Below are 14,340 nucleotides of genomic sequence, written 5' to 3' on the forward strand. Positions count from 1 at the left end.
ATCTACCGGCGGTTCCGGGTGGACCGCCTGGTCTCCGACCGCACCATCCAGGACGAGGTCCGCGCCCTCGGCGGCGGGCTGGCCGTCCCGCCCGCCCCCCCCGCCGCCGCGTCCGCCTGGCGAGCCAGCTCGGTGGCCCAGCCGAGATCGTCCGTCGGGTCGGCGGGCTCGGCCGCCCCGGCGACCTGGGCGATCCGCGCGGCCACCCGCCCGAGCTCGGCCGTCGCGACCGCCAGCCCGTCGCGGCTGATCTTGGCGTGGTCGCGCAGCCACTGCTCGGTGAACTCGAAGCGGCTGACGTGGAACAGCGTCTTGAGCAGCTTCTCCCGGTCGTCGTGCCCGGCCTGGAGGAAATCGGCGAACCGTCCCTGCGGCAACATGATGACCTGGAAGAACTGGTCGTGGGTCATCCCCAACAGCAGGCCGATCTCATGCCCGACGTCCTGGGGGCGGGTGGCGATGGTGTCCCAGCCGTCGGCGGTGTGCCGGTCCAGCCGGGCGCTGGGATGGGTCCGGGTGGTGCCGCCACCGCGGCGGGGCCGGTCCCAGGCCGGGCTGCGAGTGATCCGGAAGCGCCCGGCCGAGACCGAGAACTCCAGGCTCACCTCCGGTCGGACCGAGGCGTCGGCGTGGTGAGAGCGCAGGTCCGGGCCGCCGGCGATCTTGCCACGCATGCCGGGGACCTCGCCGAACAGCGCGAAGCCGATCGCGTCGAGCAACGTCGTCTTGCCCCCGCCGGTCTCCCCGCACAGCAGCAACAGGCCGCCGCCGCTCACCCGGTCGACGTCGACGTCGACCCGGTCCGGGAAGGCCCCGAACGCCTCCAACCGCAGCCGGTGGGGCCGCATCAGGCCGCCTCCTCGGCGATCCGGGCCGCGTCGAGGGCCTCGGTGAGCAGCGCCCGTTCCCGCGGCGACGGATCGCTGCGCACGTGCGCCACGAACGCCGTGGTGATCTCCAGGTCGGTCCGGCCGCGGGTCCGTTCGCCGAAGCTGCGCTCGTCGGCCGCGCCGGCCGGTGGTTCGTGGGCGAGGCGCAGCGCGTGCGGGAAGCGCCGTTGCAAGGTCGCCATCGCGTCGCCCGGTCGGACCGGATCGGTGAGCACCGCCGAGACGAAGTCCCGTTCGTGGGCGGCGAAGGGCGCGGCGGTCAGCAGCTCGTGCAGGGTCCCGCGCAGCACCGCCATCCGCCGTTCGGTGGGCACCTCGACGCCGCGAACCGCGCGGACCCCGTCGCGGCCGACGTCCACCAGCAGGGAGGCCTTGCGGTCGGCGGCCTCCGAGAAGGAGAAGGCCAGCGGGGAGCCGCTGTAGCGCACGGCGGGCGTGATCGCCTGGGGGCGGTGCAGATGACCGAGCGCGGTGTACGTGATGCCGTCGAACAGGCTCGACGGCACGTTGCCGATCCCACCGACGGAGATGTCGCGTTCGCTGTCGCTGCCCGCGCCGCCGGTGACCCAGGCGTGCGCGAGGACGACGCTGCGGGCGCCCGGATGGCCGGCGAGGTCGGCCCGTACGGCGCGCATGGCGCGGCGCATCGTCGCCGCCTGCGAGTACGCGGCCGCGCCGGACGGGTTCCCGCCGGTCAGTTCCAGGCCGGCCTGTTCTCCGCCGGACAGGTCTCCGCCGGACAGGTCTCCGCCGAACAGGTCTCCGCCGATCAGGTTCGCGTCGGCGGGCCTACCCGTCTGCGTCGCGGGCAGCAGCGCGTGCGCGGTCGCCGGCTCCAGGTAGGGGATCGCGTAGATCCGCACGGGGCCGTCGGCGTCCTCGACGATGACGGGGACGCCCACCGCGGCCGGGTCCGTCCTGATCCGGATCCGCGGGTCGAGCAGGCCGGACTTGTCCCCCAGGCGGCGCGCGGCGTCGTGGTTGCCGCTGATGGCCACGACCCGGGTGCCCGCGTCGCGCAGCCGCGACAGGGCCTCGTCGAACAGCTCCAGCGCGCGCACCGGCGGGATGGCGCGGTCATGTACGTCGCCGCCGACGAGGACCACATCGACGGACTCCGCTCGGACGACCTCGACGAGATGGTCGACGAACGCGGCCTGGGCCGGCAACAGGTCATGGCCGTGCAGGCCGCGGCCGAGATGCCAGTCGGAGGTGTGCAGGGCGAGCATGCGAGCACCGTAGGCAGGCGCCCGCGACCGGTCGGCACGGGGGTCCGGCCTGGTCGTGGCGTCGGGCCGGCGGGCAGCCAGAACGCCCGATTCGTCACCGGTCGGCGCGGGGCGGCCGCGAGTGTCGCCCCGCGCCGGTAGCCTCAGGGCAGTGGGTTGCGCCGCGGCGCCCGCACTTACGGAGGATCCGGCATGATCACCTCTGCGGAGGCTGTCCGAGACGTGGCAGTGCGCGCGAAGGCGGCGGCGGCCCTGCTGGCCCCGGTGAGCCGCGGGGAGAAGGACCGGGTCCTGCTCGCGATGGCCGAGGCGATCCTCGCCCGCTCCGCCGAGATCCTCGCCGCCAACGCCGAGGATGTCGAGGCCGCGCAGGCGGCGGGGACGCCCGGTGCCATGGTCGACCGGCTCACCCTCACCGAGGCCCGCCTGGCGAGCATGGCCGACGGGCTGCGTCAGGTCGCCACGCTGGACGATCCGGTCGGCGAGGTCGTGCGCGGCCGGGTGCTGCCCAACGGCATGGAGCTGCGGCAGGTCCGCGTCCCGCTCGGCGTCGTGGGGATCATTTACGAGGCGCGGCCGAACGTCACCGTGGACGCCGCGGGGCTGTGCCTCAAAAGTGGCAACGCGGTGCTGCTGCGCGGCAGCGCCTCCGCGGTGCGGTCCAACACCGCCCTGGTGGCGGTCCTGCGCGACGTCGCCGCGGCGGGTGGCCTGCCGGCCGACGCGGTCCAGCTCGTCCCCGGCCTCGACCACGATTCCGTCAAGCACCTGATGCGCCTGCGCGGGCTCGTCGACGTGCTCATCCCCCGTGGCGGGGCCGGGCTCATCCGGGCGGTGGTCGAGGAGTCGACCGTGCCGGTCATCGAGACCGGGGTCGGCAACTGCCACGTCTACGTCGACGTCGACGCCGATCTCGACCAGGCGCTTGCGATCACTGTCAACGCCAAGACCCACCGGGTCTCGGTCTGCAACTCGGCGGAGACGCTGCTGGTCCACCGCGCCGTGGCGGACCGTTTCCTGCCGCGGGTCCTGGCCGCGTTGCACGACGCCGACGTCGCCGTGCACGGGGACGAGGCCGTCTGCGCGGCGGACCCGCGCGCCGTGCCCGCCACCGAGGACGACTGGGCCGCCGAGTACCTGTCGCTCGACATGGCCGTGCGCGTCGTGGACTCGCTCGACGACGCGGTCGCGCACATCCGCCGCTGGGGCAGCGGGCACACCGAGGCGATCGTCACCCGCTCGCTCGGCGCCTCCCGGCGCTTCATCACGAGCTGCGACTCGGCGGCGGTGATGGTGAACGCCTCGACCCGGTTCACCGACGGGGAGCGGTTCGGCATGGGCGCCGAGATCGGCATCTCCACCCAGAAGCTGCACGCGCGGGGACCGATGGGCCTGCCCGAGCTGACCTCGACGACCTGGGTCGGCGTCGGCGACGGTCATCTCGTGAGCTGACCGATCCCGGCGGCGACCGGGGGCGCCGCGGTCGCCGGCACGCCGCACGGCGTTCGCCCGTCAGGGCCGGACCAAAGCCGCGGGCGGGGCGTAGTCGCCCGTCTGGGGCTTCATCCTGGCACTATGGACGTGGCGATGCTTGACACGGGGACGGAAGGTGGCCATGTCGCTTCAGGAACACGCTTTCGCCGACGTCGCGGACGTGCGGGAACGCCTCCGTGGAACCGGATACCTCGCGGACGAGGCGATCGCCACCACGGTCTTCCTTGCCGACCGGCTGCGTAAACCGCTGCTCGTGGAGGGCCCGGCAGGAGTCGGCAAGACCGAGCTCGCCAAGGCCCTGGCCACCTCCGTCGGCGCCGAGCTGATCCGTCTGCAGTGCTACGAGGGCCTCGACGAGGCCCGCGCGCTGTACGAGTGGAACTACAAGAAGCAGCTCCTGCGCATCCAGGCCGGTTCCGGCGAAGGCGCCGCGGAGGGCTGGCAGCAGGCCCACGACGACATCTTCAGCGAGGAGTTCCTGCTGTCCCGGCCGTTGCTGACGGCGATTCGTCGCGAGGAGCCGACGGTGCTGCTCATCGACGAGACCGACAAGGCCGACGTCGAGGTGGAGGGCCTGCTGCTGGAGGTGCTGTCCGACTTCCAGGTGACGATTCCCGAGCTTGGGACGATCAGCGCGACCCAGCGCCCGTTCGTCATCCTCACCTCGAACGCGACCCGGGAGCTGTCCGAGGCGCTCAAGCGGCGCTGCCTCTACCTCAACCTGGACTATCCCTCGGCCGAGCGGGAGAAGGAGATCGTCCTCTCCCGGGTTCCGGAGCTGCCGGAGAAGCTCGCCGAGTCGCTGGTCCGGATCGTGCGCGCGCTGCGGGCGATGGAGCTGAAGAAGGCGCCGTCCATCGCCGAGACCATCGACTGGGCGCAGACGATCCTCGCGCTCGGCTTCGACACCTTCGACGAGGCGGCCGTCGCCTCCACCCTCGGCGTGGTGCTCAAGCACGCCAGCGACCAGGCCAGGGCCATCGGCCACCTCAAGCTCACCGCGAACTAAGGGGGCGCCGGCATGAGCCTGCTGGACCGCACCGTCGAGTTCACCGCCGCCCTGCGCCGGGCCGGCGTCCCGGTCAGCAGCGCCGAGACGGTGGACGCGGCCCGCGCCGTCGGGGCCCTGGGCTGGGCCGACCGCGACGCCGTGCGGGCGTCGTTCGCCGCGACCCTGTGCAAGCGGCCGGTGTACCGGCCCGCCTTCGACACGTTGTTCGACCTGTACTTCCCGCCGCGCATCGGCGACGGTGTCTCGCTGGAGGAGCTCGTCGACGACCCGGCGGCCGGCGATGGCGCGGCCGGGGACGGTGAGCCCGATCCCGGCGACCTGACGCCCGAGGAGCTCGAGGCGCTGCGGCAGGCGCTGCGCGACCAGCTCCTCGACGCCCTGCGCGACGGCGACGACGAGGCGCTGCGTCAGCTCGCCCGCCAGGCGGTCAGCGCGTTCGGTTCGGCGCGGGGCAGTGCCGGGCGCTCCTGGTTCCTGTACCGGGTGCTGCGCGCGATGTCCGCGGAGACGCTCATCTCCGACCTGCTCTCGGCGCTGCTGGGCGACTCCGAACGCGGCGGCCTCGCCGAACGGGCCGCCCGGCAGACGATCACCGACCGGATCCGCGAGTTCGAAGAGCTGGTGGGCGCCGAGGTGCGCCGCCGGATGGCCGAGGAACGCGGCATCGAGGCCGTCGAGCGCAGCGCGGTGCAGCCGCTCAGCGACCAGGTCGAGTTCCTGCGCGCCTCCCAGCGCGACCTCGTCGAGCTGCGCCGACAGGTCCACCCGCTCGCCCGCCGCCTCGCGACCCGGCTGACCGCGCGGCGCCGCCTGGGCCGCACCGGTCGGCTGGACTTCCGGCGCACCGTCCGCGCGTCGCTGGCCACCGGTGGCGTGCCGGTGGAGACCAAGCACCGGCCGCACAAGCCGCACAAGCCCGAGCTCGTCGTGCTGTGCGACGTCTCGGGCTCGGTGTCGTCGTTCGCGCACTTCACCCTGATGCTGACCCACGCGCTGCGCGAGCAGTTCTCCAAGGTCCGCGCGTTCGCCTTCATCGACACCACCGACGAGGTGACCCGCTACCTGCGCGGCCTCGACCTCGGCGACATGATGGCGCGGATCTCCGGTGAGGCCGACCTGGTCTGGTTCGACGGCCACAGCGACTACGGCCACGCCATCGAGGTCTTCGCCGAGAAGTACCCGGAGGCGGTGGGGCCGAAGACGTCGCTGCTCATCCTCGGCGACGCGCGCAACAACTACCGGCCGACGTCGGCGACGGTGTTCCGCCGGCTGTGCGCGCAGGCCCGGCATTCCTACTGGCTCAACCCCGAGCCGCGCACCTACTGGGGTTCCGGCGACTCGGCGACCGACGTCTACGCCGAGATGGTCGACGAGATGGTCGAATGCCGCAACATCGACCAGCTCCAGGACTTCATCGAGCGCCTCCTGCCTTCCTGACCCGGGGGCCCCGCCTGCCTGTCCAGACCGATGAGGAGCCGGGCGCCACACCGATCTCGGCGGGCGCCTCGGCGCGCTGGCGCGGGACACGGCCCGTCCCCGGGTTCGTCCAGGCGGGTCGGCGCCGCTGCACCGGCCGTTCGACGAAGTAGTAGGACGCGCTCGCCAGACCCATGCTGATGGCGAGCGCCACGCCCGCCGCGGGCACCCGCCCGACCCGGGGCATCAGCTTGTCCAGGGCCGTCCCGGTGACCGGGAAATGCCAGAGGTAGAAGCTGTAGGAGATCCGGCCGATCCAGCTCAGCACCGGGGTACTGAGGACGCGGGCGAGCCGGGCGGGGCGCTGCTGGTCCGCGGCGAGGACCGCGACGGCGGCGACCGCGGCCACCACCGTGTAGCCCCCGTAGGCCAGCCAGTTCGGCTTGCCGTGCAGGTCCGGGCCGAACACGAACAGGGCGACCAGGGCCATCAGCGCCGCCGGTCCCAGCCGGGCGACCTCGCGCAGGATCGCCGCCTGGCCCGGGCCGCGGGTGCTCCAGCCCAGTGCCGGCGGGGCGACGGCCTGATGCCGCCACACCCCGAGCAGGCAGCCGACCAGCAGCGAGTCGACGCGACTGTCGGGGCCGAAGTAGATCCGCAGGTTCTCCTGACCGTCCACGATGAGGAGCTCCCGCCAGATCACCACCAGCAGGATCGCGCCGATCAGCAGGGTCGGTAGCCGGCGCCGTAGCCGCGAACGGCCACAGATCACCACCAGCGCCAACGGCCAGAGCAGGTAGAACTGCTCCTCCATGGACAGCGTCCAGGTGTGGCCGAACCACGAGTCGCCGCCGGGTGGGTCGAACGTCCGCTGAATGTTCGCCACGTAGAACACCGAGGCCAGGCCGTTCCAGAGGAACTGGACCTGGTCGCTGTGGTCCTTGAGGAGCAGCACCAGCGGCACGCCGACGACGGCGAAGACGTAGAAGGCGGGTAGCAGGCGGAACGCGCGCCGCCCCCAGAATGCGCGCAGCGAGATCCGGCCGGTGCGGTCTCGTTCGGCGAGGAGCAGGCCGGTGATGAGAAAGCCGCTGAGCACGAGGAAGAGGTCGACGCCCAGATATCCGCCCGGTAACAGGCCCATGTGATGGACGAACACGGCCAGTACCGCGATGGCCCGCAGGCCGTCGAGGGCGGGATTGTGTATTTTCGCCGGCGTGGGCGCCAGGGCGGTGGACGCTGCGGCTCGCGTGTCTGACGGTGCCGGAATCGTGCTGTCGGGCGAGGCATTATCGAGCCCGGGTGTCATGGTCTCCCCCCAAGGATCCAGACGACGAGTGCGCTGAGCACCGTTGCACGGTAGTCGTCGGACGAGGGGGGACGTGGGCACCTTCGCCCGATCGGTACCTGACCGGGAGTCCGTCGGCCCGGGCCGGGACGTCGTCGGGACGTCGTCGGGACGGGCGGGAGGGGATCAGCCGCGGGCGAGGGCGGCGTCGACGAGGGTCTGGGCCTGGGCGAGGACCTCGTCGAGATGCTGCGGACCGCGGAAGCTCTCCGCGTAGATCTTGTAGACGTCCTCGGTGCCGGACGGGCGGGCGGCGAACCAGGCGTCGCCGGTGACGACCTTCACCCCGCCGATCGCCGCGCCGTTGCCAGGCGCATGCGACAGCGCGGCGGTCACCGGGGACCCGGCCAGCGTGGTCGCGTCCAGGCTCGCCGGGGTGAGGGCCGCCAGGGTCTTCTTCTGCGCCGCCGTGGCGGGCGCGTCGACCCGCCGGTACGCCGGCGCGCCGTGCTGTTCGGTCAGCTCCTGGTACAGCGCGCCGGGATCCCGGCCGGTGACCGCCGTCATCTCCGCGGCGAGCAGGCAGGCGATGAGGCCGTCCTTGTCCGTCGTCCACACCCCGCCGCCGCGGCGCAGGAACGACGCGCCCGCGCTCTCCTCCCCGCCGAAGCCGAGGCTGCCGTCGGTGAGGCCGTCGACGAACCACTTGAAGCCGACCGGCACCTCGACGACGGCGCGGCCGATGCCCGCGCCGACCCGATCGATCATGCTCGAGCTCACCAGGGTCTTGCCGATCGCCGTGCCCGCGGGCCAGTCGGCGCGGTGGCCGAACAGATAGGCGATCGCCGCGGACAGGTAGTGGTTCGGGTTCAGCAGGCCGGTGCCGGGGGTGACGATGCCGTGCCGGTCGGCGTCGGCGTCGTTGGCCACCGCCACGTCGAAGGAGCCGGCGAGGCGAAGCAGGGAGGCCATGGCGTAGGGCGATGACGGATCCATCCGGATCTTGCCGTCCCAGTCCGTTGTCATGAACGCAAACGTCGGGTCGACGGCGGTGTTGACCACGTCCAGGTCGAGTTTGTACCGCTCGGCGATGGCCTGCCAGTAGACCAGGCTCGCGCCGCCGAGCGGATCGACGCCGATGCGGACGCCGGCGGCGCGGATCGCGTCGAGGTCGACGACGTCGGCCAGGTCGGCGACGTACGCGCCGACGTAGTCGTGCACCACCGCGGCCGCCCGCGCCTGCACGTAGGGCACCCGGGCGACGCCGACGAGACCGGCTTCGAGCAGGGCGTTCGCCCGGTCCTGGATGACCTTGGTGGCGGCGGTGTCGGCCGGTCCACCGTGGGTCGGGTTGTACTTGAAGCCGCCGTCGGCCGGCGGGTTGTGCGACGGCGTCACCACGATCCCGTCGGCGAGCCCGCGTGCGGCGCCCGCGCCCGCCGCGGCGGCGCCACGGTCACGGTTGTGCCCCAGGATGGCGTGTGAGATCACCGGGGTCGGCGTCGCCTCGCCGTCCGGCGCGATGCGCACCGCCACGCCGTTCGCGACGAGCACCTCCAGGGCGCTGGCCAGCGCCGGGGCGGACAGGGCGTGGGTGTCGATCCCGAGGAACAGCGGGCCGTCGACGCCCGCCGCAGCCCGGAAGTCGCAGATCGCCTGGGTGGTGGCGAGGATGTGGTCGACGTTGAAGGAGCCGCGCAGCGCCGATCCGCGGTGCCCGGAGGTCCCGAACGACACCCGCTGGGCGGGGTCCGCGGGATCGGGACGGATGTCCTGGTACGCCGCGAGCAGGGCGTCGACGTCGATGAGGTCCTCGGGGGCGGCGGGCTGCCCCGCGCGTGGGCTGATCGGCATGGGCGGCGCCTCCTCGCGGTGGGACGGGGTTGGCCGGCGGCCTACGGTCAGCCTAGCCGGGTCGCGGTATGGGGGTGCGGGGCCGCTGGTGGGGGGCTTTGTGGGACATCTCCCCTCCGGCCGGGCGCTGCGCGCGCGTGCCGGTCAGGCAGGGTTACTGTCCGGTCGTGCGTCTCGGCGTGATGGGTGGAACCTTCGACCCCGTCCACAACGGGCACCTCGTCGCCGCCAGCGAGGTGGCCGCTCTGTTCGACCTCGACGAGGTCGTGTTCGTGCCGAGTGGGCAGCCCTGGCAGAAGGTCCACCGCGTGGTCTCGAACCCGGAGGACCGCTACCTGATGACCTTCCTCGCCACCGCGGAGAACCCGCAGTTCACCGTGAGCCGGGTCGAGATCGACCGGGGCGGGGCGACCTACACCATCGACACCCTGCGTGATCTGCGCGGAGCCCGGCCGGACGACGAGCTGTTCTTCATCACCGGCGCCGACGCGCTCGCCCAGATCTTCACCTGGCGGGACCATCGCGAGCTGTTCGAACTGGCGCACTTCGTCGGCGTCAGCCGCCCCGGCTACCAGCTCGCCCTGGACGCGGCACTGCCGGCGAACTCGGTCAGCCTGCTGGAGGTGCCGGCGCTGGCGATCTCGTCCTCCGACATCCGTCGACGGGTCGGACACGGCGCCCCGATCTGGTATCTCACGCCGGACGGCGTGGTGCGCTACATCGCCAAGCGGCACCTCTACCAGCCGACGGCCTGACCACCGCCGGGACGGCGCCCAGACCATCGCGAACCGTGGTCGGTGCCTCGATATCACGGTTTTGCGGCTGTCGCCGGCCTGATGGGTGCCCTGTCCGAGCGGGGATGTGTCACGCTGGACTCAGCCGCCCGACCACGGGCGGCGCGCGGGGCGACCACAAGTGGTGCGTCCCGCGGACGTCACCACCCTGGAGATCCTCAGCGTGACCGCTTCCCCGCGAGCCGTCGAACTCGCCCTTGCCGCCGCCCAGGCGGCCGCCGACAAGCTCGGCCACGACCTGCTCATCCTCGACGTGAGTGAGCGGCTGGCCATCACCGACTGCTTCGTCATCGCCTCCGCGGGCAACGAGCGGCAGGTCAAGGGCATCGTCGACGAGGTGGAGGAGAAGCTGCGCCGGCTCGGCGCCAAGCCCGTCCGGCGGGAGGGAGAGCGGGAAGGCCACTGGGTCCTGCTCGACTTCGTCGACGTCGTCGTGCACGTCCAGCGGGACGAGGAGCGCGTCTTCTACGGCCTGGAACGGCTGTGGAAGGACTGCCCGGTGGTCCCGTTCACCGACGCGACTGTCGGAGTCGGGGCCGGGGTGGGAACCTCGGCGCCCGGATCCGCCGCGGCGTCCGGCCCGCTCGGCGGCAGCTCGGCCAACGCCCTGTGAGGCTGCTGCTCTGGCGGCACGGCCGGACCACGTGGAACGACGTGGGTCGCTTCCAGGGGCACGCCGATCCACCCCTGGACGCCACCGGACGGGCCCAGGTCGCCGCCGTGGCCCCGATCATCCGGGCGATGCGCCCGGATGTGGTGGTCTCGTCCGATCTGCAACGCTGTCGGGACACCGCGGCCGGGCTCGGCCTGCCGTTCCGCTCCGACGCGCGGCTGCGCGAGATCGATCTCGGGCTGTGGTCCGGACTCACCGGTACCGAGGCGGCCGACCGGTTCCCCGAGGAGGACCGGGCCTGGCGCCGCGGCGACGACGTTCGCCGCGGCGGCGGCGAGACCTACCGCGAAGTTGCCCGGCGCGCCGGGGAGGTCTTCGACGAGATCCGCGCCGAGCGCCAGCCGTCCGGGCCGTCCGGGCCGTCCGGGCTTGTCGTGTTCGTGCTGCACGGCGGCACGGCGCGCTCGCTGATTGGCCACGTGCTCGGCCTGCCGCCGGAGCTGTGGTGGCACTTCGGGCCGCTGGCGAACTGCCGGTGGTCGGTCCTGCGCCACGTCGAAGGCGGGTACCGGCTCGCCGAGCACAACGCCGGTCCACTGCTGGCTGGTAAGGTCGGCAGCGCCGGATCGGGCCTGTCCGAGTCCCTCCTGCCGAGCCAGGGGGCCCCGACGGAGTCCGACACGGAGCCTGTACACTTGCCGAAGTAGCCCACCAGGCGCGGCGGTACCAGTGCCAGGGGGGCAACACACCGAGCTTCGCTCGGTCTGATATAAATAAACAGCAGTTGGGGCTGTGGCGCAGTCTGGTAGCGCATCACACTGGCAGTGTGAGGGTCAGGGGTTCGAATCCCCTCAGCTCCACGAGACTTTGGGCGTCTTGTTTTTTCCTTTTTGGGGAAAAACGGGGCGTCTCTTTATTTTGCCGGAGGGGCCGAGCCCCCCCGAACCCCCCACGAACTTGCCCGGGGCGGGGCGGGGCGGGGCGGGGGTGGGGTGGGCGTTCGGGTCGGTTTTGCCGCGCCGGGCCGTCTGCGCCGCACATCTGGGTTGTGCAAGGTCAATGCCCGCGAGGGATGGGTGACTAGGCAACCACAACATCTTACCTAGAGCATCCATATGGATGCTCTAGGCTACGGTGCGGTCGAAAGATCGACCATGTTGTAGGCCTTCCTAAGGAAACCCATGGTGACGACCCGCCTCCCAGACGCCATCCACCGCACTACAACCCACCGCACTACCGCCCGATCCAGGCGTGCCCAGACCTTCAGCGTCGTCGGCGCGACAACCATCCTGATCGGGCTGGTCGGCGCCACAAGTGCCCACGCGGCCACGCCGACAGTCAACCTCGGCACCGCCGCCGGCTACGCGACTCTCGCCGGGGCCACGATCACCAACACCGGCATCACCACCGTGGACGGCGATCTCGGGCTCAGTCCGGGCACCGCGGTCACCGGATTCCCACCCGGCCGGGTAACCGGCACCATTCACGCCGCCGACAGCGCCGCCCTCCAGGCCAAGAACGACCTTGCTGCCGCCTACGACGCCGCCGCGGCGATCCCCACCACCGCCACGATCCCCGTGGAACTCGGCGGGACCACTGAAACCCCCGGCGTGTACGACTCCCCGGCCGGCACATTCGGGATCACCGGGACCTTGACCCTCGATGCCCAGGGCGACCCGAACGCCGTCTTCATCTTCAAGGCCGCGTCAACCCTGATAACCGCATCCGCCAGCAATGTGAACCTCATCAACGGTGCCCAGGCATCCAACGTCTTCTGGGTGGTCGGCAGCTCCGCGACCCTTGGCACCTACTCCATTCTCAAGGGCACCATCCTCGCCCTCACCTCCATCACCGTCACCACCGGCGTGACCGTGGACGGCCGAACTCTGGCCCGCAACGGCGCAGTCACCCTCGACACCGACACGGTCACCCGCCCGGTCGGCGTTCAGGGCCCCGTCAGCACCACCACCAGCCTCGCCTCCACGCGAAACCCTGCCCCGACCGGGCAGCCCGTCACCTTCACCGCCACCGTCGCGGCCGGCACCGGCACAACCCCCACCGGCCTCGTCGCGTTCGTCGACGGGCCCGCGCTCCGCAACGTCGCCGTCCTCGACAGCACCGGCCACGCGGAGTTCACCGCCCCCCTCGCCGCCGGCCTACACCGGATCGAGGCAATCTACATCGGTACCACCGGATTCACCGCCAGCGTCTCACCGAAACTCTACGAACTCATCGGCTTCTGACCCCGGTCCCGCCATGAGATTGCGCGGGCCCCCGACCATGTTTCGCGGTCGGGGGCCCGTGTCATTCCGGGCTGCTATCCGCGGATGTCGCAGGGGTAAGACCGAATATGCTTGGCGCCCGCCCGAAGGGCCTGAGATCTTCCCCGTCTTCGCGGGCGGAGAAATGGGTCGTCGTCGGCATTTGCCGGGGGCGGAGCTCCCCGAACCCCCAGGGTGGGGTCCCCGGCGATGTGGGTGGCGTGCGTCAGGTGGGCTGGTCGTCATGTTTGCCGGGCGGGTGGTGCTGGGATGGGTGGTGGGTGAAGTAGACGCCGGGCGGGACACCGACAGCGCGGCAGAAGGCGGCGACGAAGGCGCTCGGGGTCGCGTAGCCGGCGCGGCGGGCGGCGGTGCTGACCGGGACGCCGGCGGCGAGGGCCGGCATCGCCGCACGCAGGCGGGCGTGACGCCGCCACTGCTCGAACGTCATGCCGGTCTGGGCCGCGAAGGTCCGCCGCAGCGTCCGGGCGCTCACCCCGGCGTCGGTGGCGAAGCGGGCCACGGTCGGGTCGTCAGTGGGATCGGCGACCAGACAGTCGGCGACCCGGCGGGCCCGGGGCTCGGTCGGCATCGGCAACGGCAGGGTGGCGGCGGGCATCGGGTGCAGGAGATCGAACAGGACCGCCTCGGCCCGGATCCGCTGCGCCGGCGGCAGGTCGGTCACGGCGAGATGGTCGAGGAGTTCGCGCAGCAGCGGTCCGACGGCAACCACCGTCGCCGTCGACCACGGGATCGGGCAGCGCGAGGACAGGAAGTACGGACTGCGCATCCAGGCGTGGTCCGCGCTGCGGGTCAGGTGGGCCAGCCCGGCGGGGATCGAGGGCAGGAACCAGGCCTGCGCCTCGACCTGGACCGTCAGCACCCCGCGGCGGGTCCAGACCAGTTGATGGACCAGGTGGCGATGCTGCCCGAAATGGTTCCTGGCGGACATCTGCAAGTCCCCAGCTTCCGCTTCCAGGGGACCCGGCCACCGGTGGATTCCGCGGTGGCACCGTCTGCCTGACGACCCAGCCGAGCACCGCCGAGGGCCCGCCGCTCGGCTCACTGACGGGGCGCACTCGGTTGGCTGGCCTCGTGATCCGGCCGGGCAGGCATTCCCGCTGGTCTAGCCTGTTTGCATGACCGCCCGCCAGCACCGGCGCCTGCGCGCCGCCTGGGTGGCCATGCTGCTGCTCGCCGCCTTCATCGCCGTCGGCGTCGGTGCTGACGGCGTCGGCGGACGGCCGCACCTGCAGGTGGCCGAGCGGGTGCTGCCGGCGGTCACGGCGGTAGCCGTCCCGGTCGGTCCCGGGGAGACCACGACCCCCCGCCAGGATGCGCGGACCCTGGTGCCAGGGCCCTGGTCGCCGGGCCATCCCACCATCTTCGTCCTCGCCGCCGCCGTGGCCCTGGCCCTTCCCGGGTTCGGCCGCTGGCGATGCGTGGCGCATCGCGGCCGCCGTTGCGCCGGCCCCGCCGAGCGCCAGGC

13 protein-coding genes and 1 tRNA gene are annotated in these 14,340 nt (G+C 72.2%); 9 read left to right on the top strand and 5 right to left on the bottom strand.

Annotated elements, in window-relative coordinates; genetic code table 11:
• Positions 1-2 precede the first annotated feature (2 nt).
• Both ND748_RS12940 and ND748_RS12945 read right to left on the bottom strand, forming a co-directional pair.
• Positions 3-848, bottom strand: a complete 846-nt coding sequence (locus ND748_RS12940) for an AAA family ATPase (protein WP_251746044.1) — start codon at positions 846-848, stop codon at positions 3-5.
• Positions 848-2,119, bottom strand: a complete 1,272-nt coding sequence (locus tag ND748_RS12945) for an exonuclease SbcCD subunit D C-terminal domain-containing protein (protein ID WP_251746045.1) — start codon at positions 2,117-2,119, stop codon at positions 848-850. The genes ND748_RS12940 and ND748_RS12945 overlap by 1 nt, the downstream gene beginning before the upstream one ends.
• Positions 2,120-2,311: 192 nt before the next feature.
• Here ND748_RS12945 and ND748_RS12950 point away from each other — a divergent pair, with 192 nt between their 5' ends.
• The 3 genes from ND748_RS12950 (at position 2,312) to ND748_RS12960 (ending at position 6,062) form a co-directional block, all read left to right on the top strand.
• Positions 2,312-3,571 (top strand): glutamate-5-semialdehyde dehydrogenase, encoded by a 1,260-nt coding sequence (locus ND748_RS12950; RefSeq protein WP_251746046.1) that lies wholly within the window; start codon positions 2,312-2,314, stop codon positions 3,569-3,571.
• Positions 3,572-3,734: 163 nt separating this feature from the next.
• Positions 3,735-4,622, top strand: coding sequence for a MoxR family ATPase (locus ND748_RS12955; protein ID WP_251746047.1), 888 nt, complete (start codon positions 3,735-3,737; stop codon positions 4,620-4,622).
• A gap of 12 nt (positions 4,623-4,634) precedes the next feature.
• A complete protein-coding gene (locus ND748_RS12960) occupies positions 4,635-6,062 on the top strand; it encodes a VWA domain-containing protein (RefSeq protein ID WP_251746048.1) in 1,428 nt (475 codons plus the stop codon).
• Here the strand turns inward: ND748_RS12960 and ND748_RS12965 are convergent.
• Positions 6,037-7,350 carry an acyltransferase gene (locus tag ND748_RS12965; protein ID WP_251746049.1) on the bottom strand — a complete coding sequence of 438 codons (1,314 nt, stop codon included), beginning with the start codon at positions 7,348-7,350 and terminating at the stop codon, positions 6,037-6,039. The genes ND748_RS12960 and ND748_RS12965 overlap by 26 nt on opposite strands.
• Positions 7,351-7,515: 165 nt before the next feature.
• Entirely contained in the window at positions 7,516-9,183 is a 1,668-nt protein-coding gene (pgm, locus tag ND748_RS12970) for a phosphoglucomutase (alpha-D-glucose-1,6-bisphosphate-dependent) (protein ID WP_251746050.1), read from the bottom strand.
• 167 nt (positions 9,184-9,350) lie between these two features.
• On the opposite strand from pgm, the gene nadD reads away from it, so the two are divergent.
• From nadD to ND748_RS12995, 5 genes are all read left to right on the top strand, one after another.
• The gene (nadD, locus tag ND748_RS12975; RefSeq protein WP_308205631.1) at positions 9,351-9,938 is read left to right on the top strand and encodes a nicotinate-nucleotide adenylyltransferase; all 588 of its coding nucleotides are present in this window, start codon (positions 9,351-9,353) and stop codon (positions 9,936-9,938) included.
• A gap of 202 nt (positions 9,939-10,140) precedes the next feature.
• Entirely contained in the window at positions 10,141-10,590 is a 450-nt protein-coding gene (rsfS, locus tag ND748_RS12980) for a ribosome silencing factor (protein ID WP_251746056.1), read from the top strand.
• Positions 10,587-11,297: a histidine phosphatase family protein gene (locus ND748_RS12985; RefSeq protein WP_251746051.1), complete on the top strand. Its 711-nt coding sequence runs from the start codon at positions 10,587-10,589 to the stop codon at positions 11,295-11,297. Before rsfS ends, ND748_RS12985 begins: the two co-directional genes overlap by 4 nt.
• A gap of 79 nt (positions 11,298-11,376) precedes the next feature.
• A tRNA-Ala gene (locus ND748_RS12990) sits at positions 11,377-11,450 on the top strand.
• 324 nt (positions 11,451-11,774) lie between these two features.
• Positions 11,775-12,833, top strand: coding sequence for an ice-binding family protein (locus ND748_RS12995; RefSeq protein WP_251746052.1), 1,059 nt, complete (start codon positions 11,775-11,777; stop codon positions 12,831-12,833).
• Between the two features lie 244 nt (positions 12,834-13,077).
• Here ND748_RS12995 and ND748_RS13000 read toward each other — a convergent pair whose 3' ends face one another.
• Positions 13,078-13,803 (bottom strand): AraC family transcriptional regulator, encoded by a 726-nt coding sequence (locus tag ND748_RS13000; RefSeq protein ID WP_251746053.1) that lies wholly within the window; start codon positions 13,801-13,803, stop codon positions 13,078-13,080.
• 187 nt (positions 13,804-13,990) lie between these two features.
• On the opposite strand from ND748_RS13000, the gene ND748_RS13005 reads away from it, so the two are divergent.
• The coding region (locus tag ND748_RS13005; protein WP_251746054.1) for a hypothetical protein at positions 13,991-14,340 on the top strand (350 nt) is incomplete at its 3' end.

Origin of the sequence: Frankia sp. AiPs1, assembly GCF_023716945.1 — a bacterium.
Taxonomy (GTDB): Bacteria; Actinomycetota; Actinomycetes; order Frankiales; family Frankiaceae; genus Frankia.